Annotated in this window: 18 protein-coding genes; 10 read left to right on the top strand and 8 right to left on the bottom strand. The window is 71.8% G+C overall.

Features of this window, described 5'->3' with window-relative positions:
* Positions 1 to 851: 851 nt before the first annotated feature.
* On the bottom strand, positions 852 to 2,384 hold the full coding sequence (locus J2S57_RS03060) for a sugar transferase (RefSeq protein ID WP_307238033.1): 1,533 nt from the start codon (positions 2,382 to 2,384) through the stop codon (positions 852 to 854).
* Positions 2,385 to 3,015: 631 nt separating this feature from the next.
* Between J2S57_RS03060 and J2S57_RS03055 the strand changes: the two genes are divergently transcribed.
* The 5 genes from J2S57_RS03055 (at position 3,016) to J2S57_RS03035 (ending at position 9,461) form a co-directional block, all read left to right on the top strand.
* Positions 3,016 to 4,560, top strand: a complete 1,545-nt coding sequence (locus tag J2S57_RS03055) for an AbeC-like domain-containing protein (RefSeq protein ID WP_307238031.1) — start codon at positions 3,016 to 3,018, stop codon at positions 4,558 to 4,560.
* 63 nt (positions 4,561 to 4,623) lie between these two features.
* The gene (locus J2S57_RS03050; RefSeq protein WP_307238029.1) at positions 4,624 to 6,876 is read left to right on the top strand and encodes an ArnT family glycosyltransferase; all 2,253 of its coding nucleotides are present in this window, start codon (positions 4,624 to 4,626) and stop codon (positions 6,874 to 6,876) included.
* 162 nt (positions 6,877 to 7,038) lie between these two features.
* Complete coding sequence (locus J2S57_RS03045; protein ID WP_307238027.1) at positions 7,039 to 7,659, top strand: hypothetical protein; 621 nt, start codon at positions 7,039 to 7,041, stop codon at positions 7,657 to 7,659.
* Positions 7,660 to 7,734: 75 nt separating this feature from the next.
* Positions 7,735 to 8,691: a methylenetetrahydrofolate reductase gene (locus J2S57_RS03040; RefSeq protein ID WP_370882557.1), complete on the top strand. Its 957-nt coding sequence runs from the start codon at positions 7,735 to 7,737 to the stop codon at positions 8,689 to 8,691.
* Complete coding sequence (locus tag J2S57_RS03035; RefSeq protein ID WP_307238023.1) at positions 8,688 to 9,461, top strand: class I SAM-dependent methyltransferase; 774 nt, start codon at positions 8,688 to 8,690, stop codon at positions 9,459 to 9,461. Before J2S57_RS03040 ends, J2S57_RS03035 begins: the two co-directional genes overlap by 4 nt.
* On the opposite strand, the gene J2S57_RS03030 is transcribed toward J2S57_RS03035, so the two are convergent.
* The 3 genes from J2S57_RS03030 to J2S57_RS03020 all read right to left on the bottom strand — a co-directional run bounded on the left by J2S57_RS03030 (position 9,462) and on the right by J2S57_RS03020 (position 16,025).
* Positions 9,462 to 10,457 (bottom strand): LLM class flavin-dependent oxidoreductase, encoded by a 996-nt coding sequence (locus J2S57_RS03030; RefSeq protein WP_307238021.1) that lies wholly within the window; start codon positions 10,455 to 10,457, stop codon positions 9,462 to 9,464. It lies immediately after the preceding gene.
* 191 nt (positions 10,458 to 10,648) lie between these two features.
* A complete protein-coding gene (locus J2S57_RS03025) occupies positions 10,649 to 12,082 on the bottom strand; it encodes a M48 family metallopeptidase (protein ID WP_307238019.1) in 1,434 nt (477 codons plus the stop codon).
* A 121-nt stretch (positions 12,083 to 12,203) separates the two neighbouring features.
* On the bottom strand, positions 12,204 to 16,025 hold the full coding sequence (locus tag J2S57_RS03020) for a PAS domain S-box protein (RefSeq protein ID WP_307238017.1): 3,822 nt from the start codon (positions 16,023 to 16,025) through the stop codon (positions 12,204 to 12,206).
* 110 nt (positions 16,026 to 16,135) lie between these two features.
* Between J2S57_RS03020 and J2S57_RS03015 the strand changes: the two genes are divergently transcribed.
* Together J2S57_RS03015 and J2S57_RS03010 are read left to right on the top strand one after the other, a co-directional pair.
* The gene (locus J2S57_RS03015; protein WP_307238015.1) at positions 16,136 to 16,615 is read left to right on the top strand and encodes a hypothetical protein; all 480 of its coding nucleotides are present in this window, start codon (positions 16,136 to 16,138) and stop codon (positions 16,613 to 16,615) included.
* A gap of 335 nt (positions 16,616 to 16,950) precedes the next feature.
* Complete coding sequence (locus tag J2S57_RS03010) at positions 16,951 to 17,346, top strand: hypothetical protein (RefSeq protein ID WP_307238013.1); 396 nt, start codon at positions 16,951 to 16,953, stop codon at positions 17,344 to 17,346.
* Between the two features lie 113 nt (positions 17,347 to 17,459).
* Here J2S57_RS03010 and J2S57_RS03005 read toward each other — a convergent pair whose 3' ends face one another.
* A complete protein-coding gene (locus J2S57_RS03005) occupies positions 17,460 to 18,761 on the bottom strand; it encodes an acyltransferase family protein (protein ID WP_307238011.1) in 1,302 nt (433 codons plus the stop codon).
* Positions 18,762 to 18,901: 140 nt separating this feature from the next.
* The gene (locus J2S57_RS03000) at positions 18,902 to 19,867 is read right to left on the bottom strand and encodes a helix-turn-helix transcriptional regulator (RefSeq protein WP_307238008.1); all 966 of its coding nucleotides are present in this window, start codon (positions 19,865 to 19,867) and stop codon (positions 18,902 to 18,904) included.
* Positions 19,868 to 20,010: 143 nt separating this feature from the next.
* Between J2S57_RS03000 and J2S57_RS02995 the strand changes: the two genes are divergently transcribed.
* Positions 20,011 to 21,324 (top strand): GNAT family N-acetyltransferase, encoded by a 1,314-nt coding sequence (locus tag J2S57_RS02995; protein WP_307238006.1) that lies wholly within the window; start codon positions 20,011 to 20,013, stop codon positions 21,322 to 21,324.
* A gap of 98 nt (positions 21,325 to 21,422) precedes the next feature.
* Here J2S57_RS02995 and hutH read toward each other — a convergent pair whose 3' ends face one another.
* The gene (gene hutH / locus J2S57_RS02990; RefSeq protein WP_307238004.1) at positions 21,423 to 22,991 is read right to left on the bottom strand and encodes a histidine ammonia-lyase; all 1,569 of its coding nucleotides are present in this window, start codon (positions 22,989 to 22,991) and stop codon (positions 21,423 to 21,425) included.
* 175 nt (positions 22,992 to 23,166) lie between these two features.
* Between hutH and J2S57_RS02985 the strand changes: the two genes are divergently transcribed.
* The gene (locus J2S57_RS02985) at positions 23,167 to 23,886 is read left to right on the top strand and encodes a copper resistance CopC family protein (RefSeq protein WP_307238002.1); all 720 of its coding nucleotides are present in this window, start codon (positions 23,167 to 23,169) and stop codon (positions 23,884 to 23,886) included.
* On the opposite strand, the gene J2S57_RS02980 is transcribed toward J2S57_RS02985, so the two are convergent.
* Positions 23,874 to 25,337, bottom strand: coding sequence for a RodZ family helix-turn-helix domain-containing protein (locus J2S57_RS02980; protein ID WP_307238000.1), 1,464 nt, complete (start codon positions 25,335 to 25,337; stop codon positions 23,874 to 23,876). The two genes, J2S57_RS02985 and J2S57_RS02980, sit on opposite strands and share 13 nt — an antisense overlap.
* A gap of 224 nt (positions 25,338 to 25,561) precedes the next feature.
* On the opposite strand from J2S57_RS02980, the gene J2S57_RS02975 reads away from it, so the two are divergent.
* On the top strand, positions 25,562 to 26,206 hold the full coding sequence (locus J2S57_RS02975) for a hypothetical protein (RefSeq protein ID WP_307237998.1): 645 nt from the start codon (positions 25,562 to 25,564) through the stop codon (positions 26,204 to 26,206).
* Positions 26,207 to 26,623 lie beyond the last annotated feature (417 nt).

The raw sequence follows: 26,623 nt of genomic DNA, 5'->3' as shown, positions 1-26,623 counted from the left end.
TACCGGGCTACCGGGCTACCGGGTTCAGGGCTACCGGGCTACCGGGTTCAGGGCTGCCGGGCTACCGGGTTCAGGGCTGCCGGGCTACCGGGTTCAGGGCTGCCGGGCTACCGGGTTCAGGGCTGCCGGGCTCAGGGCTGACGGGCGGGTGCCTGGCACCGGGGATCGATCGGGCGTGCGCCGGGCGGGCTGACACGGTGCTGCCGGGCGAGAGGCCACGGGACCGTTGACCTGGTGCCGGATCTGCCGAACCGGACGCCTGACACCGGGCCCCTGCCGCGTCCGCAGCCTTCTTGCCTCGGCGGCGGTGCCTCTGTCCTCGAATCTTCATCCGCTCCCGCGTGCCTTTACCCGTCAGCGGCATGGCGGCTCGGCGCATGGTCGGTGCTTTCGATTATCGATAATCGAAAGCACCGAACTTTCGCTTCGGGTGGTGCGCGGTTCGGTTGGGATGCGGTTCGGGCGGGGGCGGGACGCGCGTTCGCTCGCGTGGCGTGCGGGGATGCGCGTGCGTGGAGGGAGAAGTGCCTGGGAGGGGGCGCGCGTTTGGGAGGGGGCGCGCGTGTGGGAGGGGGCGCGTGCTTGGGAGGGAGCGCGTGCTTAGGAGGGGGCGCGCGTTTGGGAGGGGACGCGTGCTTGGAAGGAGCGCGTGCTTATGAGGGGGCGCGCGTTTGGGAGGGGACGCGTGCCTGGGAGGGGACGCGTGCCTGGGAGGGGACGCGTGCTTGGAAGGGGACACGCGCCTGGGAGGGGGCGTGCGTTTGGGAGGGGGCGCGTGATTGGAAGGGGACGCACGCTGGAAGGGGACGCGTGCTGTGGCGGGACGCTTACGGGGCAGGTGGCGGGGCGCTCTAGTAGGCGCCGTTGCCCTTCACCACGGCCCGGACGGTGCGCCAGAGGATGCTGAGGTCGAGGGTCATCGACCAGTTGTCCACGTAGCGCAGGTCGAGCAGGAGGGACTGCTCCCAGCTCAGGTCGGAGCGGCCGGACACCTGCCAGAGGCCGGTCATGCCGGGGCGTACGCGCAGGCGCCGCACGGCGTCGTCGGAGTAGCCGGCCACCTCCCGGGGGAGCGGGGGGCGAGGGCCGACCAGGGACATGTCTCCCCTGGCGACGTTGATGAGCTGGGGGAGTTCGTCGAGCGAGTAGCGGCGCAGCCGGGCCCCGAGGGGCGTGACGCGGGGGTCGGTGCGCATCTTGAAGAGGACGCCGTTGCCCTCGTCGTGGGTGGTGAGGTCGTCGAGGCGGTGCTCGGCGTCGGTGACCATCGAGCGGAACTTGTAGATCGAGAACTCGCGGCCGCCCACGCCCACGCGGGTCTGCCGGAACAGGGCCGGGCCAGGGCTGGTCACCCGCACCGCGATCGCGATCGCGGCCAGCAACGGGGCGAGGACGAGCAGGATCGCGCTGCCCAGGATCCGGTCGAAGGCGGCCTTGAGCAGGAGGTCCCCGCCGTCGGCGGTGGGCTGCTCGAGGTGCAGCAGCGACAGTCCGGCCAGCGGGCGGATCGACAGTCGGGGTCCGGCCACCTCGACGATGCCGGGCGAGACGATGAGCTCCACGTCGAGGTCCTCGAGGGCCCAGGCCAGCTCACGCAGGGGATGGCCCCACAGATCGGGGTGCGACACCACCGCCACCACGTGCGCCTGGGTGGCCTCGACCGCCTCGAGCACGTCGGCCGGGCCCCCCATCACCGGCACCCCGTCCATGTCGCTGGGGGTCACCGGGCTGGTGGCCAGGCAGATGCCGACCGGCACCATGCCTCGGTGGGTGTTGTGCCGCAGCAGGTGCACGAGTTCGAGCGCACCCTCGGCGTCACCCAGCACGATGGTGCGCTCCAGGCCGATGCCGGCCGCGCGGGCGTGGTGCAGCCGGATCCGCAGCACCTTGCGCACGGCCAGGGCACCGAGCACGGTGACGGGCACCGCGAAGACCACGACCGAGCGCGACACGTACGCCTTGGACAGGAACGACGTGACGGCGATGGCCGCGAACAGCACCACGCCCGAGCGCAGCACCCGCTGGAACTCCTCGGTGCCGGCGCCCAGGAAGCGGCGTTCGTAGACCCGGTCCATGCCGGCGATGCCGATCCAGATCAGCGGCAGCACGATCGGCACCCACGACCAGAACCCGGGGGCCTCGCCGTCGAAGCGCAGCAGCACGGCCAACAGGGCGGCGACGCCGGCGCAGAGGGCATCAGCGAGGACGACGTGGTGGCGGTAGCGGGTGAGCGCGGCCCGGGCGTCGATGTCGGCGTGCCGGGGCAGGCCCTTCAGGGACCCGGGCGGGTCGAGCCGCGACGACCCGGGCATGTCGACCCGCGACGCCGGCGGGTCGGCGGGCGAACCGGGCGGACGGTCCGGCGCCTCCGCGGCGCCGGTCACGGGGCCCGGCGGGCCGGCCGGACCCGGGACACCCGAGCCTGACGCTGCACCCGCACTGCCCACAAGCCCCGGTGCGGCGGTGGCGCCGGGATCGGTGAATTCAGAGTGCCGCTCGCGTTTGCCGGGGCTGACGCGCAGGCCGTGACCGATGGGGCTCGTCTTTTCCCCGGAGCGTTGGCGGCGCGACATCAGGACAAACCCCCAGAACACTCCAGTCGGGTCGATCTCGGAATCCCGGCCCGCTCGTCGCAGACCTCTTCAGCGGTGGTCCGGGCGATCACACCTTAGGGCATTCATCACTGCTTGAGGTCGGTTATTCACAGCTGGTTACATGGAATCGCTCCAGGTCAGTGGAATGTGTGAATTGCCCGGAATTGGGAGGCGCTTGAGGCTCGCGTGATCTCCGGGGTCTTTCAGTGGTCGGCACCGGCACGGCAATGCGACTGAACACCGGGTCCATTGCCGGTCGATCCGGAATGTGATGCGGGAAAGATGGGCGACTCGCCCCGGGGTGTCGCTGTTGCGCTATTACACGGTGCATCATCTAGACCGGGTGTGCGTCTGGACGGCTGACTACTGTCGGGACGGGTGCCGACCAAGCAACGGTCATTGAGCGACGCAGGGAGCCTGAATGCCGCCCTCGGAGACTTCGCGACACGGCGGAGCCGGCAGGACCGCCGTCGACAAGCCACGCCTGCTCACCGGCGGGAGCTCCGGCGGTGAGCCGCCCGAGGTGCGGGTGCGGCAGGCCCTGCAGCCACCGTGGGGCAACCGCCCCGGTGCGGGCCGCCGCGTGCAGCCGTTCACCCCGGCCGGCGACGGCATCACCCGTCAGCTCTGCTCGGCCATCCACCTGAACGCCTCGTTCGGCGGCGAGGTCCTCAACGACCTCGTCTACCCGGACTGGAAGGCGATGTCGCCGAACTGGCAGGTCGACGCCGTGGCCCTGGCCCGGCACGCCGCCCAGGCCAAGCAGCGCCGCGAGACCCGCGACCTGTGGCTGCTCGTGGTCACCGCCGCGGTCGCGATCATCCTCGAGATCGCCCTGGTCTCGATCTTCACCGGCGACCTGGGCGCGGGCGGCCTGCTCATGCTCGGCTTCTTCGCGCTGGTCGGCTCGTACGTGGCCGGATTCGCGATCATCTGGTGGCACTACCGCGCCGTGCACGACTCGGCGCTGGCCTCCATCGGCATCAAGGGCCTGAACGCGGTCGAGCCCCCGCCGCTGCCCGAGGAGATCGAGGGCCCGATCCGCAGCTCGGGCCGGGCCAACGTGATCGTCTTCGCCGGCGCTACCCCGTTCAACGGCTCCGGTGAGCAGATCGACAAGTGGAGCTTCACCATCGACACCCGGGTCGGCACGCTCGACCCCGGGCTGGGCAAGCGCTCCGAGCCGCGCCTGTTCGAGAGCATCGACCTGCACCGCTACCTGCTCGAGCAGATCCCGCTGACGATGGAGAACAAGCCCAAGACCGGCCACCGGCTCTACGTCATCGGTGGTCACGCCCGCGCGGTCGGTGGCCTGTTCCGCTACGGCCCCGTTCTGCCCGACAAGGACTACGAGCTGCGCTTCCGCCGCCCGGTGTCCGAGGTCCGGCCCGAGGTCATCGAGCGGGCGATGCGCCAGCAGCACCGCTCGGCCCGGCCCTACACCTACTTCGAGGTCACCGGCTGGGACGGCCAGGTCGTGGTCACGCTCTTCGTCCGGGTCGAGAAGCAGGGCCCGATGCTCGAGGTGGAGATGGCGGTCACCGCGCTGCGCCCGCTCAAGCCCGACTACGGCGACGTGGTGAAGATCCCGCTGGGGCCGGGCGCGCACCGGCTCCCGTTGCTGCGCACCGTGTTCCCGATGGTCTGGCCGCTGCTGTGGGGCAGCCCGTCGCGGGCCGTGCGCAAGATCCGCATGGACCGCCAGGAGAAGGCCGACCGCATCGACCTCGACCAGCAGCTCGAGGAGCGCAACGACCTGAGCTGGGCCGCCGCGCCGAGCCTGCGCGACCGAACGGCCGCCGCGGCCAACGGTAACCACTTCGGCGCGGCCGACGAGCGGGTCTACCACAACGCGTTCAAGCGCCGGGCCATCGATGTGCTTCGCGAGTTCCTGGTGGAGCACGACGTCGACGTCAAGGAGTTCGACCTGGCGGCGTCGTTCATGGTCCCGGGCATCAAGGGCTGATGCATAGCTGACGTACAGGTGACAGTCGGCCCGCGTGCAGGGGCCGGGTGAAAGGTCGTCACCATGACGACGACCTCGCCCGGCCCGGACACGGCCCACCAGGCCGAAACGCGGGCCGGAACACGGACTGCAGCACGGGCTGAAACACCGGTGTCGCCCGGCCACCGGGACGATTCCTCCGGACGGCAGCGTGGCCGTCGTCGGTTCCTCGCATCCTCCGACGGCGACCCGGCCTGGGCCCGTCCCGCGCTGCTGGTGCTGCTCGCCGCCACCGCCGCGCTCTACCTGATCAACCTCAGCTCCTCGGGCTACGCGAACGAGTACTACGCGGCCGCCGCCCAGGCCGGCTCGGAGAGCTGGAAGGCGCTCTTCTTCGGCTCGCTCGACGCCAGTAACTACATCACCGTGGACAAGCCGCCGGCCTCGCTGTGGCTGATGGGCCTGTCCGGCCAGATCTTCGGCTTCAGCAGCTGGAGCATGCTGCTGCCGCAGGCGATCGAGGGCGTGCTCAGCGTCGCCCTGGTGCACGCCGCGGTGAAGCGTGTGGCCGGTCCGGGCGCCGGTCTGCTCTCCGGTGCGGTGCTCGCCCTGACCCCGGCCGCGGTGCTGATCTTCCGCTTCAACAACCCCGACGCCCTGCTGGTGCTGCTGCTCACGGCCGGCACCTACTGCATGGTGCGGGCGCTGGAGAAGGCGTCGTGGAAGTGGATCCTCCTGTGCGGCGTCGCCATCGGCTTCGCCTTCCTGGCCAAGATGCTGCAGGGCTTCGTGATCGTCCCCGCCCTCGCCCTGGCCTACCTGGTCTGCGCCCCGACCACGATCGGCCGCCGCGTGCTGCAGCTCCTGGCCGCCGGCCTCACCATGATCGTCTCCTGCGGCTGGTACATCGCGATCGTCTCGCTCTGGCCGGCCGACTCGCGTCCGTACATCGGTGGCTCCGAGGGCAACTCGATCCTCAACCTGGTCTTCGGCTACAACGGCCTGGGCCGCGTCTTCGGTGGCTCCGGCAACGGGGGCGGCGGAGGTGGTGGGGGCGGCATGAGCGGCGGCGTCGCGGGCTCGTCGTTCGGTGGCCCCACCGGCCTGAACCGGCTGTTCGGCGACGAGATGGGCAACCAGATCTCGTGGCTGCTGCCCGCCGCGCTGGTCGCGCTGGTGGCCGGCCTGATCATCACCGCCCGCCGCAACCGCACCGACCGGGTGCGCGCCTCGCTGATCATCTGGGGCGGCTGGCTCGTCATCACCGGCCTGCTCTTCAGCTTCATGGAAGGCACGATCCACCCCTACTACACCGTGGCCCTGGCCCCGGCGATCGCCGCCCTCATCGGCATCGGCGGCACGGTGCTCTGGGCCGCCCGGGACACCTGGCGCGCCCGCATCGCCCTGGCCGTGATGGTGCTCGCCGCCGGTCTCTGGTCGTACACGCTGCTCGCCCGCAACGGCGACTGGCACCCCGAGATCCGCTACGTCCTCCTGCCCGTCGCCGTGATCGCGGCCCTGCTCCTGCTGATGCCGTTCAAGCTCGGCAAGCGGGTGCTGGCGGCGGCGCTGCTGGCCGGGGTGATCGCGGGCGGCACCGGCACGGTGGCCTACGCCCTGCCCACCGCGGCCAGCGCGCACAGCGGCTCGATCCCCTCGGTCGGCCCGTCCGGCGCCTCCTCCGGCATGGGCGGCATGGGCGGCATGGGCGGCATGGGCGGCGGTGGTGGCACGGGCGGCACCGGCTCCAGCAGCAGCGACTCCGAGCTCACCGAACTGCTCCAGAGCGCCGGCACGAAGTGGGCCGCGGCCACCAGCAGCGCCAACTCCTCCGCCTCCCTGCAGCTTTCCAGCGGTGTGCCGATCATGGCCATGGGCGGCTTCAGCGGCAGCGACGACGCGATCACGCTGGACGAGTTCAAGCAGTACGTCGAGGACGGCCAGATCCGCTACTACATCCCGGGCGGCATGGGCGGCATGGGTGGCGGCATGGGCACCCAGGCCGGACAGCCCGGAACCGGAACAGGAACCGGAACAGGAACAGGAACCGGAACCGGGACCGGGACCACCGACGACAGCTCGAACAGCACCACCCAGCCCCCGAGCAACGGCACCGACAGCGGCACCACCGACAGCGGCACCACCGACGGCGGACGCGGTGGTTTCGGCGGCGGTGGCGGCATGGGCGGTGGCTCGGGGAGCAGCAGCGAGATCTCCGAGTGGGTTGCGGAGAACTTCACCTCGACTACCGTGGACGGTACGACGGTGTACGACCTCCAGTCGCCGACCAGCACGAGCACCAGCAGCAGCTCGAGCTCCTCGACCGACGCGTCGTGACCGCTCCGGAAGGCCGCACGACCGGCTGAGCTGAACCCGATCGACCAGCGAGCCGGAAAGCTGGAAACGGCCCCTGAACCGGTGCGGTGGTGCTGCGGATCCCCTCCCCGCAGTGCCACCGCACCATCATGTGGGCCCTCGTTCTCACGCTGGAGTGGGACCGTGAAGACGCTCGACCTGGTGCCGGAGACCGACGGGCCTGCCGACGACCCGCCGTCCTCACCCGCGCGCCTGTGCCTCTACGTCCTCGGCACCGTCAGCGTCACCCTCCTGGGCAGCGTCGTCGTCGGCACCGCCGACGCGCCCCGTCACGACGCCGTCCCGTCCCCGACCCCCTTCGCCACCGCGGTGCAGATCGACGAGGCCCCGGTGTCGCTGCGCGAGGTCTGCCCGGTCCGCACCGACCACCGCAACCAGCTGACCGTGACGTTCGCGCTCGCGAACACCGACGCGTCCATCGTTCTGGTCTCGAAGATCAGCTCGCCCGCCGTCGGCGCGCTGCGCCAGCTGGGGGTCACCCGGGCCGGCGGCGACTGCGCGAAACCCGGCCGCAAGGGCGCGAAAGCCGTGATCCGGCCGAGGGCCACGCGCTTCTACACGGTGCGCTGGAATCTCCCCGACAGCTGTCCCGAGCGGTACCCGCTGCGCGCCCGGGTCACCTACCTGAGCCCGGACGACGACAAGCCGCGCAAGAGTGACGTGAGGCTCCTTCCCGACCTCGGCGGCATCGGGTTCGTGCAGTGCCCCACGGCCCGCACCGAATTTCCGCAGGCCGAACCGTAGGGGCCCGGTCCGGATGCGGTCGCCCGCGGGCACTCCCAGACTCGTGACGTGCAGACGTCCACCTGCCCGAAACGCATGGAGTACGGTCCCTGTGGTGGGGTCCGTCCCGACCTGACCTGCGAGATGGCCGATCTTCCGTGCCCGTTCGCGGCGTCCGGCGAGGTGGTGCCCTGGATCGGCCCGCCGGTGGCCGAGTGGCGGCCCGACCTGACGAAACCCGTGATCCTGACCGACTTCACGGTGCGGCCCTACGCCCTCGACTCGATCTCCACCGTCACCGCGGCCCTGGCCGGCTCGTGCGACGGGGTGCTCGTGGGCGAGCATCACAACCGCCCCGACCTGCCGCCCACCCTGATGACGAGACTGCTGGTGGACGCGGGTCTGCCGGCCTGGATCACCCTCACCTGCCGCGACCGCAACCGGGTGGTGCTCGAGCAGGAGCTCGCCGGTCTGGCCGTGGCAGGAGCGACCGCCGTGCTCTGCGTGACCGGTGACGGACGGGCTCACGACGTGCGTCCGGACGTCACCCAGGTCTTCGACATCGACAGCACCCGGCTCGCGGCGCTCGCCTCCGGCACCGGGCCGCTCGTGGCGGTGGCCGAGTCGCCCGACGCCCCGCCGATCGCGTTGCGGCCCGGTCGTCTTCGCGAGAAACAGCGTGCGGGGGCGCAGATCTGTCTGCTGAACCACGTCGGTTCCCCCTCGCGGGTGGCGGCTTTCGTGGACGCGGCCCGCGCGGCCGGCGTGACTCTCCCGGTGGTCGCGGGGGTCGCCGTCTACACCGACGAACGGTCGGCGCAGGCCCTGGGTCTTCCCGGTCTCGGGCTGGATCCGGTTGCGGTGCAGAGGGTTCTGAACGCGCCGGATCCGGTCGAGGCGGGGATCGCGGCGGCGGTCGCCGAGGCCAGGGCGCTCCTGCGGGTGGACGGGGTGGTCGGGGTGAACCTGTCGGGTCTGGCTTCGGGGCGGGGCGAGGTGCTGGGCGCGCAGATCAAGGCCGCGGTCGGGAACGCCCTGCGGGACCGGCCGTGAACGAGGCGATGGAGACCGAGTTCGGGCTGATGGCCGCCTGGACCGCCGACGCCGTGCGCGAGATCGGTTCCCGGCACGCGATTCCCGCGGCCTGCCGGGGCAGCGCCGGACCGGCGATGCTGCGCTGGCTGGCCCGCGAGTGCCGGTTGCGGGCGAACACCCTGATGGTGGACGTCGGGGGCGGCCTGGGTGGGCCCGCCGCCTTCGCGCAGCGGGAGTACGGGGTGCGTGCCCTGGTGCTGGAGCCGATGCCCGAGGCGAGCCGGGAGGCTCGGGTGCTCCTGGGCGTCCCCGGCTGGACCGCTCGGGGAGATGCCCTGCCACTGGCCGACCGGTCGGCCGACGCGGCGTGGTGCCTGGGGGTGCTGTGCACGACGCCGGACCGGACCGCGCTGCTCGCCGAGATCGCCCGCGTACTGAAACCCGGTGCCCGACTGGGTGTTCTGGTGTTCACCGCTGACGTGCCCCGCCCGCGCGGGGCCCCCGAGGGCAATGATTTCCCGCAGGAGGCGGAGCTGCCCGGGCTGCTCGGCGATCAGGGGCTGGAGATGGTCTCGACGATCGCCGGCGACCTTCTGCACGACCGCCAGGAGGGGGAGTGGCGTCAGCTCGCCGACGAGGTCGAGGCCCGGGTGCGGCAGCGGCACCGCGGCGACCGGCGGCTCGATGCGGCGCTGGAACAGGAGCGCCGCATCGGCCGCCTGCTGAAAGACGGTGTGGTGCGGCCGGTTCTGATCAGTGCCGAACGCCGGACCGATCAGAACCGGTGATCAGGCCGTCTGCCCCATGACCTCGGCGGTCATCTCGACCGCCCGCAGCCGGGCCGCGGCGTCGTTGTGCCCGAACGCCACGATGAGCTCGTCGGCGTCGGAGGACTTCTGGAACTGCTCGAGGTAGTCCTTGACCTCGGCCGGCGTGCCGACGGCGGAGTACTTGGCCATCTCCTCGAGCTGCAGCGCCTCACCGGAGTCGACGATCTGCTCGGCCTCCGCCTCGGTGATCGTGCGGCCCCGGCCGTAGAGCAGGCCGACCCGCTGGATCTTGGCCTGGCGCAGCGCGGCCAGCGAGGCCTCGGTGGTCTCGTCGGTGTACACGCTCAGCGCGGCGATGACGTGCGGCGCGGCCAGGTCGGCCGAGGGCTGGAAGTCGCGGCGGTAGATCTCGACGGCCTGGTGCAGCGCGGCCGGGGCGAAGTGCGACGCGAAGGCGTAGGGCAGGCCGAGAGCGGCGGCCAGCTGGGCGCCGAACAGTGACGAACCGAGGATGAACAGCGGCACGTTCGTGCCCTTGCCGGGGATGGCCTGCACCCCGCGGACCCGGGACTCGCCCTTCAGGAATCCCCGCAGCTCCTGCACGTCGGTGGGGAAGTTCTCGGCGGTGGCCGGGTCACGGCGCAGCGCGTAGGTGGTGGCCTGGTCGGAGCCGGGGGCGCGGCCCAGGCCGAGCTCGATCCGGCCCGGGTGGATCTCGGCCAGCGTGCCGAACTGCTCGGCGATCACCAGCGGCGAGTGGTTGGGCAGCATGATCCCGCCCGAGCCGAGCTTGATCGTTCTCGTGTTCGCGGCGACGTGGGCGATCAGCACGCTGGTGGCGGACGACGCGATCGCGGCCATGTTGTGGTGCTCGGCGTACCAGACCCGCTTGTAGCCGGTGCGCTCCGCGGTCTGCGCCAGGGCGACGCTGGCGGCGATCGCCTCGCCGGGACTCTGGCCCTTCGCCACCGGGGCGAGGTCGAGGATCGACAGGCCGGTCTGGGGAGTGGCCACGGTTGCTTGCCCTTCGTCGTGAGGTTCTTCCTCCAGGTGCCAACCGCGACCGTGCGGTGAGTAGTCCCGGATCCGGCCAAGTGTTTGACGGGCATCGATCACTCGCCGCCTGCCGCCCATCGGTCACAGAAGGTCCGGGTGACGTGCGCACCTGGTTCGTGGTGGCCCGGTCGGTGCCGACCCGAACCGGCCTAGGCCTCCACCGGCTCCCGCAGGTCGACGTCCGCCGACTCCAGGGCCTGTGCCAGCGTCTCCAGTTCGCGCGGGTCGCGCACGGCGTCGGCGATCACCTCGTCGAACGGCCAGTCCCAGGTCTGGCCGTCGCGGGTGACCAGCGTGATCCGCAGCGGGCCGCCGGGGGAGAAGTCGGGTTCGGCGCGCACCCGCCGTTCCTGGGCCAGCGCCACGATCACCGCGGCGCGCAGCGAACCGGGCAGGTCGTCGGTGAGGCGCTGGGCGCGGCCCGAGGCCACGGCCCGCAGCAGGCCGTCGAGGGTCGGCGGCGACCCGGGGTTCATCCGGTGGAGCGCGTCGAGCAGGTCGCCCGCCTTCTCCCGGGAGTCCTTCACCAGCTGCCGGGTGAGCACGGTGGCCCAGCTGGAGAACCGCTCGTCCGGATCCGGGGCGACCGCGTCGATCTCCACCTCGTCGAACAGGCCGGGCGCGTCGTTCAGCCAGGTCCAGGCCGGTTCGTGCGGATGCTCCAGCGGCAGCCGGGGCCGGTCGTGGAACCGCAGGCTGCGCAGCGTCGCGATGCGTTCCTCGTCGGGCGGGTGCGCGTCGTACTGCGACATGCCGAACAGCCGCCGGTGGGCCTCGGTCTCGACGAGTTCGCGGGAGTCGTGCATCAGCTCGGTCAGGGCCTCGGCGAGGCTCGCCCGGGGCCCGCGCGGCACCAGCGCCCGGCCGTACTGCTCGAGCACCCGCCGCCAGGCCTCGTCGACGAACTGCCGCTGCCGCAGGGCCTGCGCCGCCACCTCGGGCCCGGCCAGCCGGCCCGCCCAGATGTCGGCGCCGAGTTCGTGGTGGGCCCGCGCCGGGCCCGAGACCGCGCTGTACAGCTTGAGATACAGGGTGATCAGGCGGCGCAGAGGGCTGCGCCGCAGCGTGCCGACGGTGGAGCGCAGCCAGTACTGGGCGCGCAGCACGAACCAGGTGCCCCGGGTGGTGCCGTGGGCGAAGTGGGCCATCTCGTGCGTCATCAGCGAGCGCAGCTCCACCCGGCTGAGCCCGACGAGCAGCGGCAGGCCGATGACCATCTCGCGCAGGTCGTGCTGCTCGGTCACGGCGGTGCGGGGACGCCCGTCGATCACCAGGTGGTCGGGCGGGTCCTCACCGAGCACCTCGCAGATGTCCTCGATCTCGCCCCACAGGCCGGGTTCCTCCTCGGGGAGGATCTCCAGGCCCTCGGGCCGCGGCACCGGACGCCGCCCGGGCAGACCGTGCAGCACGACGAGCCCGACCAGGCCGAGCAGGAAGGCCGGGGCCAGCGCCTGCGGGCCGATGCCGGCGTTCTCGTAGCCCAGCAGAACGGTCGCCGCCAGGGCGCACAGCACCAGCAGCGTCCCGACCGGGACGAGCAGCAGCGTGAGCAGACTGGCCCAGACACGTAGCCGAACGCCCATCCGCCCTGGATGCTCCTGCCTCTGTCGCACCCGCATCCCTGACGCACGGATCGCGGAGTGACTCTAGAGGTTTCAGAGCGAATGTGACCAGTTCGCACGTGATTGCGGGACCGGACAAGTTTTATCCGTTACGCACAGGCACTCCACCCAGCGCTTCGGTGAGGTGCTCGGCCCGCACCGGCTTGGACAGGTACCCGTCCATACCGGCCTCGGCGCAGGCGTCCCGGTCCTCCTTGGTCACGCTGGCGGTCATCGCGATGATCGTGGGCTGCCGCTCGGCGGGCAGCTGGGCACGGATCGTCCGGGTCGCCTCCAGCCCGTCCATCACCGGCATGTGCATGTCCATCAGCACCACGTCGTAGTCGAACCGGCCGACCGCCTCCACGGCCTCCGCGCCGTTGGCCGAGACCTCCACCGTGTGGCCGAGTTTGGCCAGCATCAGCTTGCCCACCTTCTGGTTGATCTCGTTGTCCTCGACCAGCAGGATGCGCAGCTTCCCGGCGGTACTGAGGTCGCGGTCGCGAGGTGCGGTGCGGGTGCCCTGCGGGGGCACGACCGGCTTGCGGACGGGGTGGTCGCCCTCGTTCGTGAGCCCGGGGACCGGGGTGGTCGGCCGGGAGGCGACCACGTCGTCCGCCGTTGCCTCGGGAGCCAGCACCTGCCCCAGCACCTCGGCCAGCGCCGCACTGCGGATCGGCTTGGTGAGCACCGACGCGAAGACCTTCTCGTGGCTGCGGTCACGGCGCCCGATGCTCGACAGCAGCACCAGCGGCAGGTCCTTGCCGCCGGGCAGCTGGCGCAGGGCGAGGGCGAGCTGCACGCCGTCCATGACCGGCATCGCGTAGTCGAGCACGGCCAGGTCGAACTGCACCCCGCTGCCGATGAGGGCCAGGGCGGACAGCGGGGAGGCGCTGTCCTGGCAGGACATGCCGTAACCCTCGAGCTGCAGCCGCAGGACGCGGCGGTTGGTGTCGTTGTCGTCGACGATCAGCACGTGCCGCCCGGCGACGTTCGCCGGAGGCCGCTTGCGCAGCGCCTGCGGCCCGCTGAACCGGCCCAGGGCCACGGTGAAGGTGAACTGCGAGCCGACCCCGACCTCACTGGTGACCGTCAGCTGCCCGTGCATGGCCTCGACGATCGCCTTGCTGATGGCCAGACCCAGCCCGGTGCCGCCGTACAGACGCGTCGTCGACGCGTCCACCTGACTGAACGACTTGAACAGGCGTCCCATGTTCTCCGGGGAGATGCCGATCCCGGAGTCCGCGACCGTGAACCGCAGCCGCAGACGGGGACTCGGCTCCTCGGCGTCCCAGCTGGTCTCCTCGATGTCCACCGGATGCTGCGGGCCGTCGTCGAGCAGCTCGACCCGCAGCAGCACGTCGCCCTCGGGGGTGAACTTGATCGCGTTGCTCACCAGGTTCGTCATCACCTGGCGCAGCCGGATCACGTCACCGACCACCACCGCCGGGCAGTCCTCGTCCACGTGCGAGATCAGGTCGAGATTCTTGACCGACCCGGCGAACTGGGCGATCGCGCCCTCCACACAGTCCCGCAGCTCGAACGGGTGCTCCTCGAGCTCCAGGTCGCCGGCCTCGATCTTGGAGAAGTCGAGGATGTCGTTGATGATCGCCAGCAGCTGGTCGCCGCTCGAGCGCACGGTGTGCAGCAGCTCGCGCTGCTCGTCGTTCAGCGGGGTCTCCAGCAGCAGCCCGGTCATCCCGATCACGGCGTTCATCGGGGTGCGGATCTCGTGGCTCATCGTGGCCAGGAACGCCGACTTCGCCTTCGTGGCCGCGACCGCCGCGTCGCGGGCCCCGGTCATCGCCTCCATCGCCGCGGCCTTCTCGGCCTCGGCCCGGCGCCGTTCGGTCACGTCCAGCGCCACCGTGCAGATCGCGGTGACCTCACCGGCCTCGTCCTGCAGCGGGATCCGCACGGTCTCGTACCAGTGCCGGCCGTCGGGCAGGTCGGCGATCTCGTCGACCGGCACCGCGCCGTTCAGGCCACGCAGGTCGTTCGCCCGCCAGCGCGTGGCCAGCTGCGGGTCGATCAGGTCGTCGGTGGCCCCCACGATCTCGGCCTCGGGGATACCGAACGCGCTCTCGAAGGCCCGGTTCACCATCAGGTAGCGGCCGTTCAGGTCCTTCACGGTGATGATCGACTGGTTGTTCTGGATCACCGCGCGCAGCATGTGGCTCTGCGCGTCCCGCTCCTTCTCCGCGTTCACCCGGGCGGTGATGTCCGTGACCACGCCGATGTAACCGGTGACCAGGCTGGGGTCGCCGTCGTGCATCGCCCGCATGGTCACCGAGACCGTGCGCCTCGTGCCGTCCTTCGCGATGTACGTGCGTGGCCGCATCAGCGCCGGGTGCCCGGCGTGCTCGACGAACATGGCCAGCCCGAACGGCACCCCGATCTCGGCCGCGATCCGCTCCATCTCGGCCGGGTCGTGCCAGGTCAGGCCCTTCTTCGTGCCCAGGACCTCATCGGCCGTATAACCCAGCATCAGCTGCGCGCCCCGGTTCCACATGGTGATGTGGCCCTCCGGGTCGATCGCGATGAACGCGTGCTCGGTGGAGTCCAGCACCTGGGCGAACAGGTCCCGCGCGCTGCGCAGTTCACGCTCGGTGCGGCGCAGCTCGGTGATGTCCTGGATGGTGCCGACGATGCGGTGTGTTCCGCTGTCGCCGTCGGACTCGCGCCGCCCGCGGGCCAGCACGGTGCGCTCCTCACCGTTCGCCCGCACGATCCGGTACTCGATCTGCTCGGACGCGCCGCCCTCGATGATCCGGGCGGTGGCCTCGCGCACGCGCTCGCGGTCGTCGGGGTGGTTGTAGGCGCGGGCCTGCTCGATCGAGGGCGTCACGGAGTGCGGGTCGGCGCCGAACAGCCGGAACAGCTGCGGCGACCACCACGACTCGCCGGTGCCCAGATCGACCGTCCAGCTGCCCAGTTCGGCGATCTCCTGGGCCTCCTCGAGCTGGTTGCCGCGCCGGATCGCCTCCGCCGTGGCCGCGCCCAGGGCCTGCTGCACCACCATCTTCTCGGTGACGTCGCGCCCGGTCAGCATCACCTCGGTGACGGTGCCGTCGGCGTCCTGCAGGGGCAGCATCGTCACCTCCAGCTGGCGGTAGGTGCGGTCGGTGGTGCGCAGCAGCCGGGTGGTGAAGTCGCGGCGGTGCCCGGCCTTCACGTCGGCCAGGGCCTGCTGCGCGGTCTCGAGCTCGTCGGGGTGCACCAGGGTGTCGACGATGTCCTGGGTGGAGGTGGCCTGCTCCGGGCTCACACCGAGCACGGCCTGCAGCGCGTGCGAGGCGTAGCGCACGTCGCCGTCGGGCGAGAGACGGGCGATCACGTCGGGGGAGCTCTCGACCAGCATCCGGTAGCGGGCCTCGGACTCGGCGACCCGGCCCATCAGCCGCTGCCGCTCGGCCAGCTCCTGCTCGCGCTCGAACAGGGTGCGGCGCAGGGTGAGCTGGGCCATCACCTGGTCGGCGAGCACCCGCAGCAGTTCCAGCTGGTCGGCGGTGAGCTGCCGGGGCTCGTAGTCGATCACGCAGAGGGTGCCGAGGACCTCGCCGGTCGGGGTCTCGAGCGGGAAGCCGGCGTAGAAGCGGATCTCCGGCTCGCCGGTCACCAGGGGGTTGGCGGAGAAGCGGGGGTCGGTCGAGGCATCGGTGACGATCACCGGGGCCCGGTCCTGCACCACCCGGTCGCAGAACGCGGTGCGCCGGTCGCCCTCGCGGTTGGCCATCCCGATCGCGGCCTTGAACCACTGCCGGTGCTGGTCGATCAGGGTGATCGTGGAGCTGGGGGTGCGGGCGATCGACGACGCGACCTTGACCAGGGCGTCGAAACCGGGCTCGGGATCGGTGTCGAGCACGCGGTAGGTGTCCAGCTCGGCCAGGCGCCGGGCCTCGTCTTCGCTCGTCTGGTCGCTCACTCTGTGCCTATCGGCTGCCCTCCCGGTGTGCTGGACCTCCGGATCCGGAACCCCCGGTCGGTGACTTCCGTTTTCTTCCGAAAGCGTTCGCTACCCCAGGAGGCAAGACCGTGAGATCCCGGCAGACCGTGGCGGTTCGTTCTCTGGTGGTGCTGCCCCTGGCCGCACTGCTCCTGGCCGGGTGCGGCGACTCCGCCGACAGCGCGGCCGAGCAGATCAACCAGCTGAACGACACCGCGAACCAGCTCAACGACACCGCGCAGCAGCTGGAGGACGCGACCGAGAACCTCGACCTCGGGGAGGCCGAGAAGCAGCTGCAGGACGCGGCGGGCAACCTGGGCGAGGCCGGGCAGGCCAAGCTCGCCTGCTCCACGGTGAAGGCCGTCGTGGGCACCAGCGAGGGCGGCGACACCGAGGCCGCGGTGACGCAGCTCGCGGCCACCGTCTCCACCATCTTCACCACGATCGGTGAGGACGAGGGATCCAGCTTCGACCTCGACACGGTGATGAAAGAAGAGTGCCCGGCCGTACACGCCGACGCGCTCGAGCTGGTCGAACGGGACTCCCTGAACGAGCTCTACAGCAACTGACCGTTGCCCCGGGTAACTCATCGTTCAGGATTAACCGGTTGAGACCATCGGGAAGGGCGAGAAAGACGCGAACCGGGAGACGTACGGGTAGCCTGCGTATCGGCCGAGCGTGCGCTCGTCCTGGTCGACGGCGACGAGGCGGGCTGGCGAGCGCCTTCGGCCTACCGTCACGCACCCGGTCTCGATGTGTGGCGGTGGTTCCACACTGTCGAGACCGACCCTGGACGGCACGAGATGGCCGAGCCCGGAACGCTCGGGCCCGGTGCCTGACAGTCTGATCCTCCGGAGAGCTGATCGTGTTACCTGGTGTACGCAAAGCGGTAGTGGCGCTGGCCGTGGCCCCGCTGTTGGGCCTCGTCCTGGCCGGGTGCGGCGGTGGTGACGACACCGAGAGTTCGGCGGCGACGACCACCACGGCGTCCGTCGACGCCGAGACCAGTGCGGCCGCTGTGCCCACGCCCAAGTCGACCGTGCGCTTCGACATCTCCGCCGTGATGGTCTGCGGCGTGGTCGAGACCACCCTGGCCCAGGGGGCGAACGGCACGAAGCTGGCCTCCCAGCTGGTGGAGAGCCTCGAGGCGGCGTTCGACGGGTCCAGCACCCCCAACGCCACGATCCGGTCCGCGAAGGTGGACGCCCTGATGAACGACGGCTGCCCGGCCCTGCGCGCGCAGGTGCTGGAGTCGTCGGGTGTGCCCACGATGGCCGAGCTCGCCGAAGAGCCCTCCTGATCAAGGCAATGACGACGGCCCGGTTTCCCGGGCCGTCGTTCGTGCGTCCAGGACCTTGACGCGTCGAGCCCTGACCAGGGCCGGCGGCCCCGACCAGGGGCCTGCGACCCCGTTCAGACGCTGACGCTCTCCCGGGCCGGCGCGGCGGCCGCCGATTTCCTCCGCGGCAGCCAGGCGGTCTCGACGTAGCGGTGACCGAGCTCCGCGGCGATCAGCGAGCCGCTGACCGTGGCGATGATGACGAACGCGGACACCTTCGCCCCTCCGGTCTCGAACCCCCGCAGCTCCAGCAGCAGTTCGACCGTCATCAGGACGGGGCCGTGCAGGGCGTACAGCGCGAACGAGCGGCTGCCGAGCCACTGCGACACCGGCCGGTCGAGCACCCACTTCACCGGGCCGCCGCCGGGCAGGGCCAGGCTCAGCACCAGCAGCGGGGCGACCACGAGCATCGGCAGGAACCGCAGCTCGCGCACGACCTCCCGTTCCCAGACGGCGAGAACCAGCAGCCCGAGCGCGATCACGCTCACCGGCACGGCCCAGCCCGGGGCACCGGCACCGACGCCGACGCCGGAACTGGCCCGGTCGTGTCGGGACCGGCGCCGCATCAGCATCAGGAACAGCTCGTAGGCCACCATGCCCGCGCCGAGCCCGGCCAGACCGCGCCCGAACGCCGCCGCCCCGACGCTGTTCTCGGCCGCGGGGGGAGTCCAGGCCAGCAGCACCGCCCCGGCCAGCACCGCGGCGGGCCCGACCAGGCGCCGGTAGGAGGCGCCGGGCATCAAGGCGATCACGGCGACGATGAGGATGTTGCTCCACAGCTCGACCGACAGCGACCAGGCGGCCGGGTAGCCGGCGAACTGCGGCCCGAAGAGTCCCTGCAGCAGAACGAAACTCGAGGCCCAGGCGATCGGCCCGGTGTCCTCGCTGTCGAACGCGCCCCGCTCGGGCGTGTGCAGCAGGTCGAACTGCTGGCAGACCGCGAGCACCACGACCCCGGCCAGGGCCACGACCCAGCCGGTCAGGTGCAGCGGCATGAACCGCCGGATGCGCAGCTCGGAGAACCGCAGGGCCTCGCCGGCGCCGCGGGTGCGCAGCATGGTGCGGGCCAGCACGAAACCGCTGAGCACGAAGAACAGGTCGACCATGAGGTAGCCGCCGGTGACCAGGCGGTCGAGGTGGTCCGGCATCCCCACGTCCCGCAGTTCGCGCCGCAGGTGGAAGAAGATCACCGCCAGGGCGGCCAGCCCGCGAAGTCCGTCCAGCGCGGTGAAGCGCCGCGGGATCGCCGGGGCCGGGGTGGTGCCCTGCTGACCCCCGCCGAGCGGCCGGGCCGTGACTCCCGTCTCGAGGGGTGCCTCGGGGATCGGGGGCTGGGTGCGGTCGAAATCGTCCGACGAGATGTCGGAGGCGGGCATCGTCAACCTTTCACCGGAATTCCAACAAGATGGGAATGCTAGGTGAAAGCTTTGAAAATCGCAGGTTCAGCTGTGTGGCGAACAAGAATCAGAACGCGGATTTGACCCCCTTATAACGGAAAACACCGATCCGTGAGGGGTCAGTCACCGGCTGCTCGCAGCATCCGGTGACCGAGCCGCTGCACCGCGGCGGCCAGCTCGGGCGGTCCGAGCACCTCGAACTCGGCCCCGATCAGACCCAGCCACGGTGCCATCGACTCGGCGTCGGCGCCGCCGAGCATCACCACGCAGCGATCCGCGCCCTCGGCCTCCACCGACTCCGCGGCACTGCCGAGCCGCTCGCTCACGGTGGTGGCCGGTTCGTGCACCCGCACCCGCGCCATCACCGCCCACTGCACCGACCGGGTGCCGCGCCGCACGAACGCCGCGGCGTCACCGCCCGGCACCTCCCGGGCGCCGAACCGGGCGCCCACCGCCGCCGGGGCGCCGATCCGGTCGGCCCGGAAGGTGCGCCAGTCGTCGCGGTCGCGGTCCCACGCCACCAGGTACCAGCGCCGGCCCCAGCTGACCAGGCGGTGCGGCTCGACCGTGCGCTGCGTCGAGGTGCCCGCGTGGTCGGCGTAGGCGAAACGCACCCGTTCCTGGTCGCGGCAGGCCGAGGCCAGCAGCTGGAGCACCGACGCGTCCACCGCCGTGACCCCCGGCGCACCCGACCCGACCCGCACCGTCGAGGCGACCACCGCGTCCACCCGCCGCCCGAGCCGGGCCGGAAGCACCTGCTGCAGCTTGCTCAGCGCGCGCAGCGCACTCTCCTCCAGCCCGGCCACCGAACCGCCGGCCACCGATCGCAGGCTGAGGGCGATGGCGACGGCCTCGTCGTCCTCGAGCAGCAGCGGGGGCAGCGCCGCGCCCGCCCCGAGCCGGTAGCCACCGACCGAGCCACGCGTGGCGTCGACCGGATAGCCCAGCGAGCGAAGGCGTTCCACGTCGTGCCGGATCGTGCGGGTGCTCACGCCGAGCCGGCCGGCCAGCTCCGGGCCCGACCATTCGCGGGGCGTCTGGAGCAGCGACAGGAGCGTCAGCAGTCGCCTGGAGGTATCGGCCATACGTCGAGGGTGACACGGCATGCGGAAGGTTTCGTTCCGCATGGGTTCAGGGCTGGCCAAGGGGCGGCCAAGGGAGGGGCGGCCGGAGGGCCGCTCGGGTGCTCCACCAGGAAACCCACTGGTCACGGGGCTAGCGTCAAGACGTGGACCACGAGATCAGGGTGCTGACCGACGCCCAGGAGATCGGCCGTTCGCTCGAGGGTTTCCTGACCCCGGTGGAGCACGAGGGGTTCCGGACGCCGGTGGAGAGCGATGGGTTCCGGACGCCGGTGGACGACCCGTCCCGACCCGGTGGGCCCGCCCCCACCACCGGCGCGTACCGGCAGGCCCTGCGTCCCCAGGCCGCCCGCGCCTACGGCACCGCCTACGACCCGGCCACCCCGCAGAGCACCCAGACCCCGGAACGCCTCGGCGGACCGGCCACCTCGTTCACCAGCTGGATGGTCGTGCCCGGGGGCCGCAAGGTGCCGCAGGCCGCGGTCACCGACGTCGGTGTGCTGCCCACCCCCACCCGGCGCGGCCTGGTCAGTGCCCTCGTGCGTCACCAGCTCGAGCAGTGCCTGGCCCGCGGCGAGATCCTGGCCGCGCTGCGGGCCGACGAGGCCACCATCTACGAGCGCTGGGGTTTCGGCATCGCCAGTCAGGTGGCCTCGGTCGAGATCTCGGTGGACCGCGCCCGGTTCCGCGCGGGCGTGCCCCAGGGCGGTGACGTGCGGCCCGTGGACCTGCGGCAACGTGCCGACCAGGACCTGCTGGCCCGGATCTACACGGGCGCGAACTGGGTCGGGGCGGTCGACCGCCCCGGCTACTGGTGGCGCGCCCAGGCCCACATGCGGCACCTGAGCACCGAGCAGCACTACGCCGTGGTGCACGGGATTCCCGGCCACGAGGACGGTTTCGCGATCTACCGGCCCCAGGACGCGGCCACCTGGTTCCGCTCCACCGACCGCGGCATCGTGGTGAACGACTTCGTCACCACCACCTCCCGCGCCCACTTCGGCCTGCTCCGGCACCTGCTGGCGATCGAGAACGTGCAGCGCGTCGTGCTCGACCCGATGCCGGTCGACCACTCGATCGAGAAGCTCCTCACCGACGAGCGCGCCCTGACCACCCGGGGCGGGCGGGACGAGACCTGGCTGCGCCTCGTCGACGTGCAGGCCGCCCTGACCGCCCGCTCCTACCGGGCGCCCGGGGCGGTCACCCTGGAGGTCCGCGACGAGGTGCTGCGCGAGAACAACGGCCGCTACATCGTTTCCGCCGCCGGTCCGGCCCGCACCGAGCAGCCGCCCGACATCACGCTCGACGTGTCCCAGCTGGCCTGCGCCTACCTCGGTGGCACCGCGTTCTGGCAGCTGGCCCAGGCCGGGCGGATCGCGGTGCACCGCGACGCCGGGCTGGCCGCGGCCGACCACCTCTTCGGCCTGCGCCGGGCTCCCTTCAGCGGCACGGCGTTCTGATCACGAGCAGAACGACGGACGCGTCGGTCCCCTTCGGCTCCGGCCCTGCGGAAGTGGCTCCCGGGAGCGAAACCCGACCGACGCGTCCTCAATACACCTCAGTGAAGCCCGTGCACCGCGGCCCGGGCCGCCGCGAGCACCGCCCCGGAACCCACCGCCGCGCTCACCCAGGCGATCTCGGGCGCCAGGAACCGGTCCGGCCCGGGCCCTTCCACCCCCGTGCGCAGCAGGTCCCGCACCGCCGCGGTGCCCACCGCGGGCCGCAACGGCGCCCGCAGGTCCAGTGACCGCGCCGCCGTGAGCAGCTCGATCGCCAGCACGTCGCGCAGGCACTCCACCGACCGGCGCAGCTTGCGGGCGGCGTGCCAGCCCATCGACACGTGATCCTCCTGCATCGCCGACGACGGGATCGAGTCCACCGACGCCGGGGCCGCCAGCCGTTTCATCTCGGCGACCAGCCCGGCCGCGGTGTACTGCGCGATCATCAGGCCCGAGTCGACGCCCGGGGTGCCGGCCAGGAAGGGCGGCAGCCCGTCGTTGCGCTTCGCGTCGAGGTGCCGGTCGGTGCGGCGCTCCGAGATGCTCGCCAGGTCGGCCACCGCGATGGCCAGGAAGTCGAGGGCGTAGGCCACCGGGGCGCCGTGGAAGTTGCCGTTCGACTCGACCCGGTGATCGAGCGTGACCACCGGATTGTCGATGGCCGCGGTGAGTTCGCGCAGGGCCACCAGGCGGGCGTGCTCGAGGGTGTCGCGCACGGCGCCGTGCACCTGCGGGGCGCAGCGCAGCGAGTAGGCGTCCTGAACGCGGGTGCACGAGGGATCCCGGTGGCTCGCGATGATCGGCGAATCCTCCAGCAGCGCGCGCAGGTTCGCGGCCGAGGCCTGCTGCCCGGGATGCGGGCGCAGGCGGGCCAGGTCGGCGGCGAACACCGCGTCGGTGCCCAGCAGCGCCTCCACGCTCATGGCGGCGGCGAGATCGGCCACCGTGACCAGGTCGGCGAGGTCGTGCAGCGCGAGCACCAGCATGCCGAGCATGCCGTCGGTGCCGTTGATCAGCGCCAGGCCCTCCTTCTCGGCCAGCCGCAGCGGTTCGATGCCGGCGTCCGCGAGGGCCTCGGCGGCGGGGCGGGTCACGCCGTCCGCGTCCACCACGGGGCCCTCGCCCATGACGGCGAGCGCGCAGTGGGCCAGCGGGGCGAGATCTCCCGAGCAGCCCAGGGATCCGAACTCGTGCACGACCGGCGTGATCCGGGCGTTGAGAAGGGACGCGTAGGTGCGGGCGACCTGCGGGCGCACCCCGGTGCGGCCGGTCGCCATGGTGGACAGGCGCTGCAGCATGAGCGCGCGCACCACCTCGGTCTCCACGGCCGGGCCGGACCCCGCGGCGTGCGAGCGGATCAGGCTCGCCTGCAGCTGGGCGCGGTCCGCCAGGGGGATGAAGGTGGTGGCCAGGGCGCCGAACCCGGTGGAGATGCCGTAGTGCGGCTCCGGGTCGCCGGCCAGTTCCTCGATCACGGCCCGGGAGCCGGCGATCACCTCCAGCGCGGCTTCGGTGAGACGCACGGGGGCGCCGTGGCGCGCGACGGCGACCACGTCGTCCGTCGTCAGAGGACCGGTCCCGAGCTCCACCGGGACCTGCAGATCTTGCGGGGCAGGCGAATTCGTCACGGCGCGATTCGACCGCCTGGGGGGCGGGGCGGCAACTCCCGCCGCGGCCCGTCCACAGATTTCCGCTGTTCGGTGAGTGAGCTACCGGCGATTCGCAAGGGGACCCCGGGTCTCAGGGTGACATTCTGTAAGAATGTTGTGGCTGAGAGTGAGCGATGCGTGTCATGGGGTTCGGATGGCGGCGGCCGTCGGCGTCGCCGGAGCCGGTCTGGTTCTCGGGAGCGGAGCCGGAACGGCCTGGGCCGCTTCCGATTCCGGGGTCGTCGGGGTGAGTCCCGCGCGCGAGGTGGTGCAGTTCGCACCGAATGCCGTCTCGGTCACCTTCAGTACGGAACTGCGGGACGCGGGGGCGTCGATGAGCATCCACACGAAGGACGGCGAGGTCGGTGAGGGCGACGTGTCCACCGGCGCGAAGACGCTGCGCCGGTCGGTGGTGATGGGGGCGCCCAACGGGCAGTACACGGTGGACTGGACCGCGGTGGCGGCGAACGGCGACAAGCTTTCCGGGACCTTCAGTTTCACGGCCGGTCACCCGAACAACGACCCGCTGATCACCGGGGTGCCGCTGCCCGAGGTGTCGGCGGCGGCGACCCCCTCGGCCGCTCCTTCTGCCGGTGCGACGCCGTCGGTGTCCCCGTCTGTGTCCCCGTCGGTGAGTGCGCCCGCGGCGACGCCCTCGGTCAAGGACTCGTGGGCCCACGACGGTGAGGTCGTCACGGCCGTCCCGCGTCAGGACCCGCCCGCCGGTGGAGGCGTCTCGTACGGTTTCCCGCTGCTCGCGCTCGGTCTGGGGTCGGTGCTCGTGGTCGCGTCCGGACTGGTCAGCCGCCGGCACAAGCCGGTCGTGGCCGAGCGGCTGACCATCCGCACCCGCCGGGGCGTCTACTCGGTCTGAACCTTCCCGCTCTCCCGCTGCTCCTTCTGCCCCGATCGCCGGGGCAGGGGGAGCAGTTTCAGTTCGGCCGGGATGGCGTCGAGGTCGATGACCCGGCCGCTGCGGGCGACGTAGGTGCGGGGTGTGGGTTCGTCGGTGTCGGTGTCGGTGTCGGTGTCGGTGTCGGTGTCGGTGTCGGGGTTCGTGGGGTGGGTCTTCATCTCGGGGGCTCTCTGCTGGGGGACGTTCGGGCCGACGGGGGTGGTCGCGCCGGCTTCGGTGGGGGGCGGGGTGCGGACGTCGACCACGGTCACCTGACCGGGGTCCGGTTTCGTCGCCGTCTGGGTCGCCGTTTGGGGGGCCGTCTCGGTCACCTTCGTGGTCGTCGTGTGGGGCGCCGTCCTGGTCGGCTTGAGGACGTCGTGGTCGCCGGGCGTCTCACCGTCGTCCGGCGCCGTGGTCGGTTCGGGGGTGGCCGGTGCCGTGTCCGGCTGGGTGTCCGGCTGGGGGTCCGACTGGTTCTTCGGCCGGCTTTTCGGGGAGGTGCCGGGCGCGGTGGCCGGTGTCGTGGCTGGTGTCGTGTTCGGTGTCGTGGCCGGGTTCGCTGCGGTGTCGGTGTTCGCCGTGTCGGCCGTCTGTTCGCCTCCCAGAACCCGGGGGACACGCGTCCTTCGTGGGACCGTCCGGCCCAGGACACCGAGCGCCCGGGTGAGAGGGGAGTGCGGGGCGCGGATCAGGGTGGCGACGAGCCAGGCCGAGAACAGGTGCACGGGCAGGAGATAGGCGGCGGTGAGGGCGTCGACGCGGACGGCGCAGACCAGCAGGGCGATCAGGGCCAGCAGGGGAGCGGTGCGGGAGGTGCGCACGCGCTCGGGCCGTTTCGGGCTGTGGGCCGGGGGAGTCAGGGATCCGGTGTTCGCGCGCAGCCAGTAGACGGTCAGGGTGCCGGTGCCGGTCCCGGCCAGGATGCGCCCGGCGGCGGTGAGTGCGGCCACGACTGCCGTCAGTGGTTCGAGTGCGGTGATCAGGGCGGCGCCGCTGAGCAGGGCCAGGCCGGCCACCAGGGGGATCACGCCGAAACGCCAGAACCGGCGCCGGTCCGCGGGGTTGTGCCAGGCCAGGGTCACGCCGGCGAGCACCAGCAGGACGTCGAAGGCGACGGCGCAGCCCGCGAGCACCGACCCGGCGGTGCTCGTGCCGGTGGCGCCCGATCCGTCGATGCCCGAGCCGGGCAGGCCGGGGCCGGAGGTGAAGAGGGAGCCCACCTCGCCGGCTACCGCGAACGGCAGGCAGAGCACGGCCAGGCCGGTCAGGGCGGGGAGCAGGGGAGGTGGGGTGATCCGGCCGCTGACGGGCGAAAAGGGCGTAGTCGTGGGCGCTTCGGAGGTGGCACGGTCTGCCTCGGCGGCGTGGACCTCGGGTGGGGGCGCGGCCTGCGCGGGGAGAGGGTCGGGGCGGGTCGCGGCGCTCATCCGGGCAGACTAAGGATCAACGCGAAGTAATCACCGATCACACAGCGTTGACACGTGCGGAGGCGTGGATATCCACCGTTCGCCCCACCATTCCCTCCCGTGCTCACCCCGGGCGTCGGGCTTGATCGGGCCGGGGAACCCTGAGTGCGTTTTGAGCCGGCCCTGACTCGGGCCTGACCTGGCCCTGACCCAGAATGTCGGTGGGGGCGGTTAAGGTTTTGGGTATGAGTCCGGGGCGCGGTGCGATCCGGCTGGCCCGGGCGGCGATCTTCTCGCTGTCCGCCGTCAGCCTGGCCGTCGCTGCGCACGCGGCCGGGGGCGAGCGGGTGAGTCTGCCCGTCGCTGCGGCCTGTGTGCCCGGGGTCATGCTGGTGGTCAATCTGCTGGCGGCCCGCCGCCGGGGCCCGGTCTCGCTGGTGGTGGCCATGGCCCTCACCCAGGCCACCCTGCACGCGGTGCTGATGGCGGCGATCATGTCCGACGGTTGCCGCATGGCCGGTGGCCACGCGACCTCCGGCCACGGCGCCGTGGGCGTCACCCCCTGCGACCCCGCCATGGCCGGTCACCAGGCCTCCGACATGTTCGCCATGTCGCCGCGCATGTTCGCCGCGCACGCCGTCGCCGCGCTGGCGCTGGCGCTGCTGCTGGAGCGTGGTGAAGCCGCGGTCTGGGCCCTGACCCGCGTCGTGGCCCACCTGCTGGCCGGCGGCCTGGGCCTGGCCCACGCCCTGAGCCGCCCGGTCGCCCTGGCCCCGGCAGCGCGTCCGCTCCCGGTCCCGGTGCGCGAGGCACTCCTCCCGCGCGCCGACGTCCCCCGTCGCACAGTGCGCCGCCGCGGCCCGCCGGCGCTCGTCGCCTGTCCTGCCTAGCGGTCTGTCCTGCCTAGCGGTCTGTCCTGCCTAGCGGTCTGTCCTGCCTAGTGGTCTGTCCTGCCTAGTGGTCTGTCCCCGTCTAGCGGTCTGTCCCATCTAACGGTCTGCCCTGTCTAACGGTCTGCCCCGTCTAACGGTCTGCCCCGTCTAACGGTTAAGCCGGCTTGACGGTCTGATCCGTATGACGGTCAGTCCGGGCTGAGAGCCTGGCCTGTCTGATGGCCTGGCCGGTCTGACGGCCGGTCAGTGCTGAGGCCTGGTTCGTGTCACGGTCTGATCGTGTGACGGTCAGTCCGGCTCGATGGCCTGATCCGTGTGACTGCCAGTCCGGGCTGAGAGCCTGGCCTCTGTGACGGCTTGCCCGGTCTAAACGGCTGGTCGGTGCTGAGGGCTTGGTCCGTGTCACGGTCTGGC

The sequence above is a fragment of the Kineosporia succinea genome (genome assembly GCF_030811555.1).
GTDB classification, from domain to species: domain Bacteria; phylum Actinomycetota; class Actinomycetes; order Actinomycetales; family Kineosporiaceae; genus Kineosporia; species Kineosporia succinea.
This window is presented reverse-complemented; position numbering and strand designations above follow the sequence as displayed.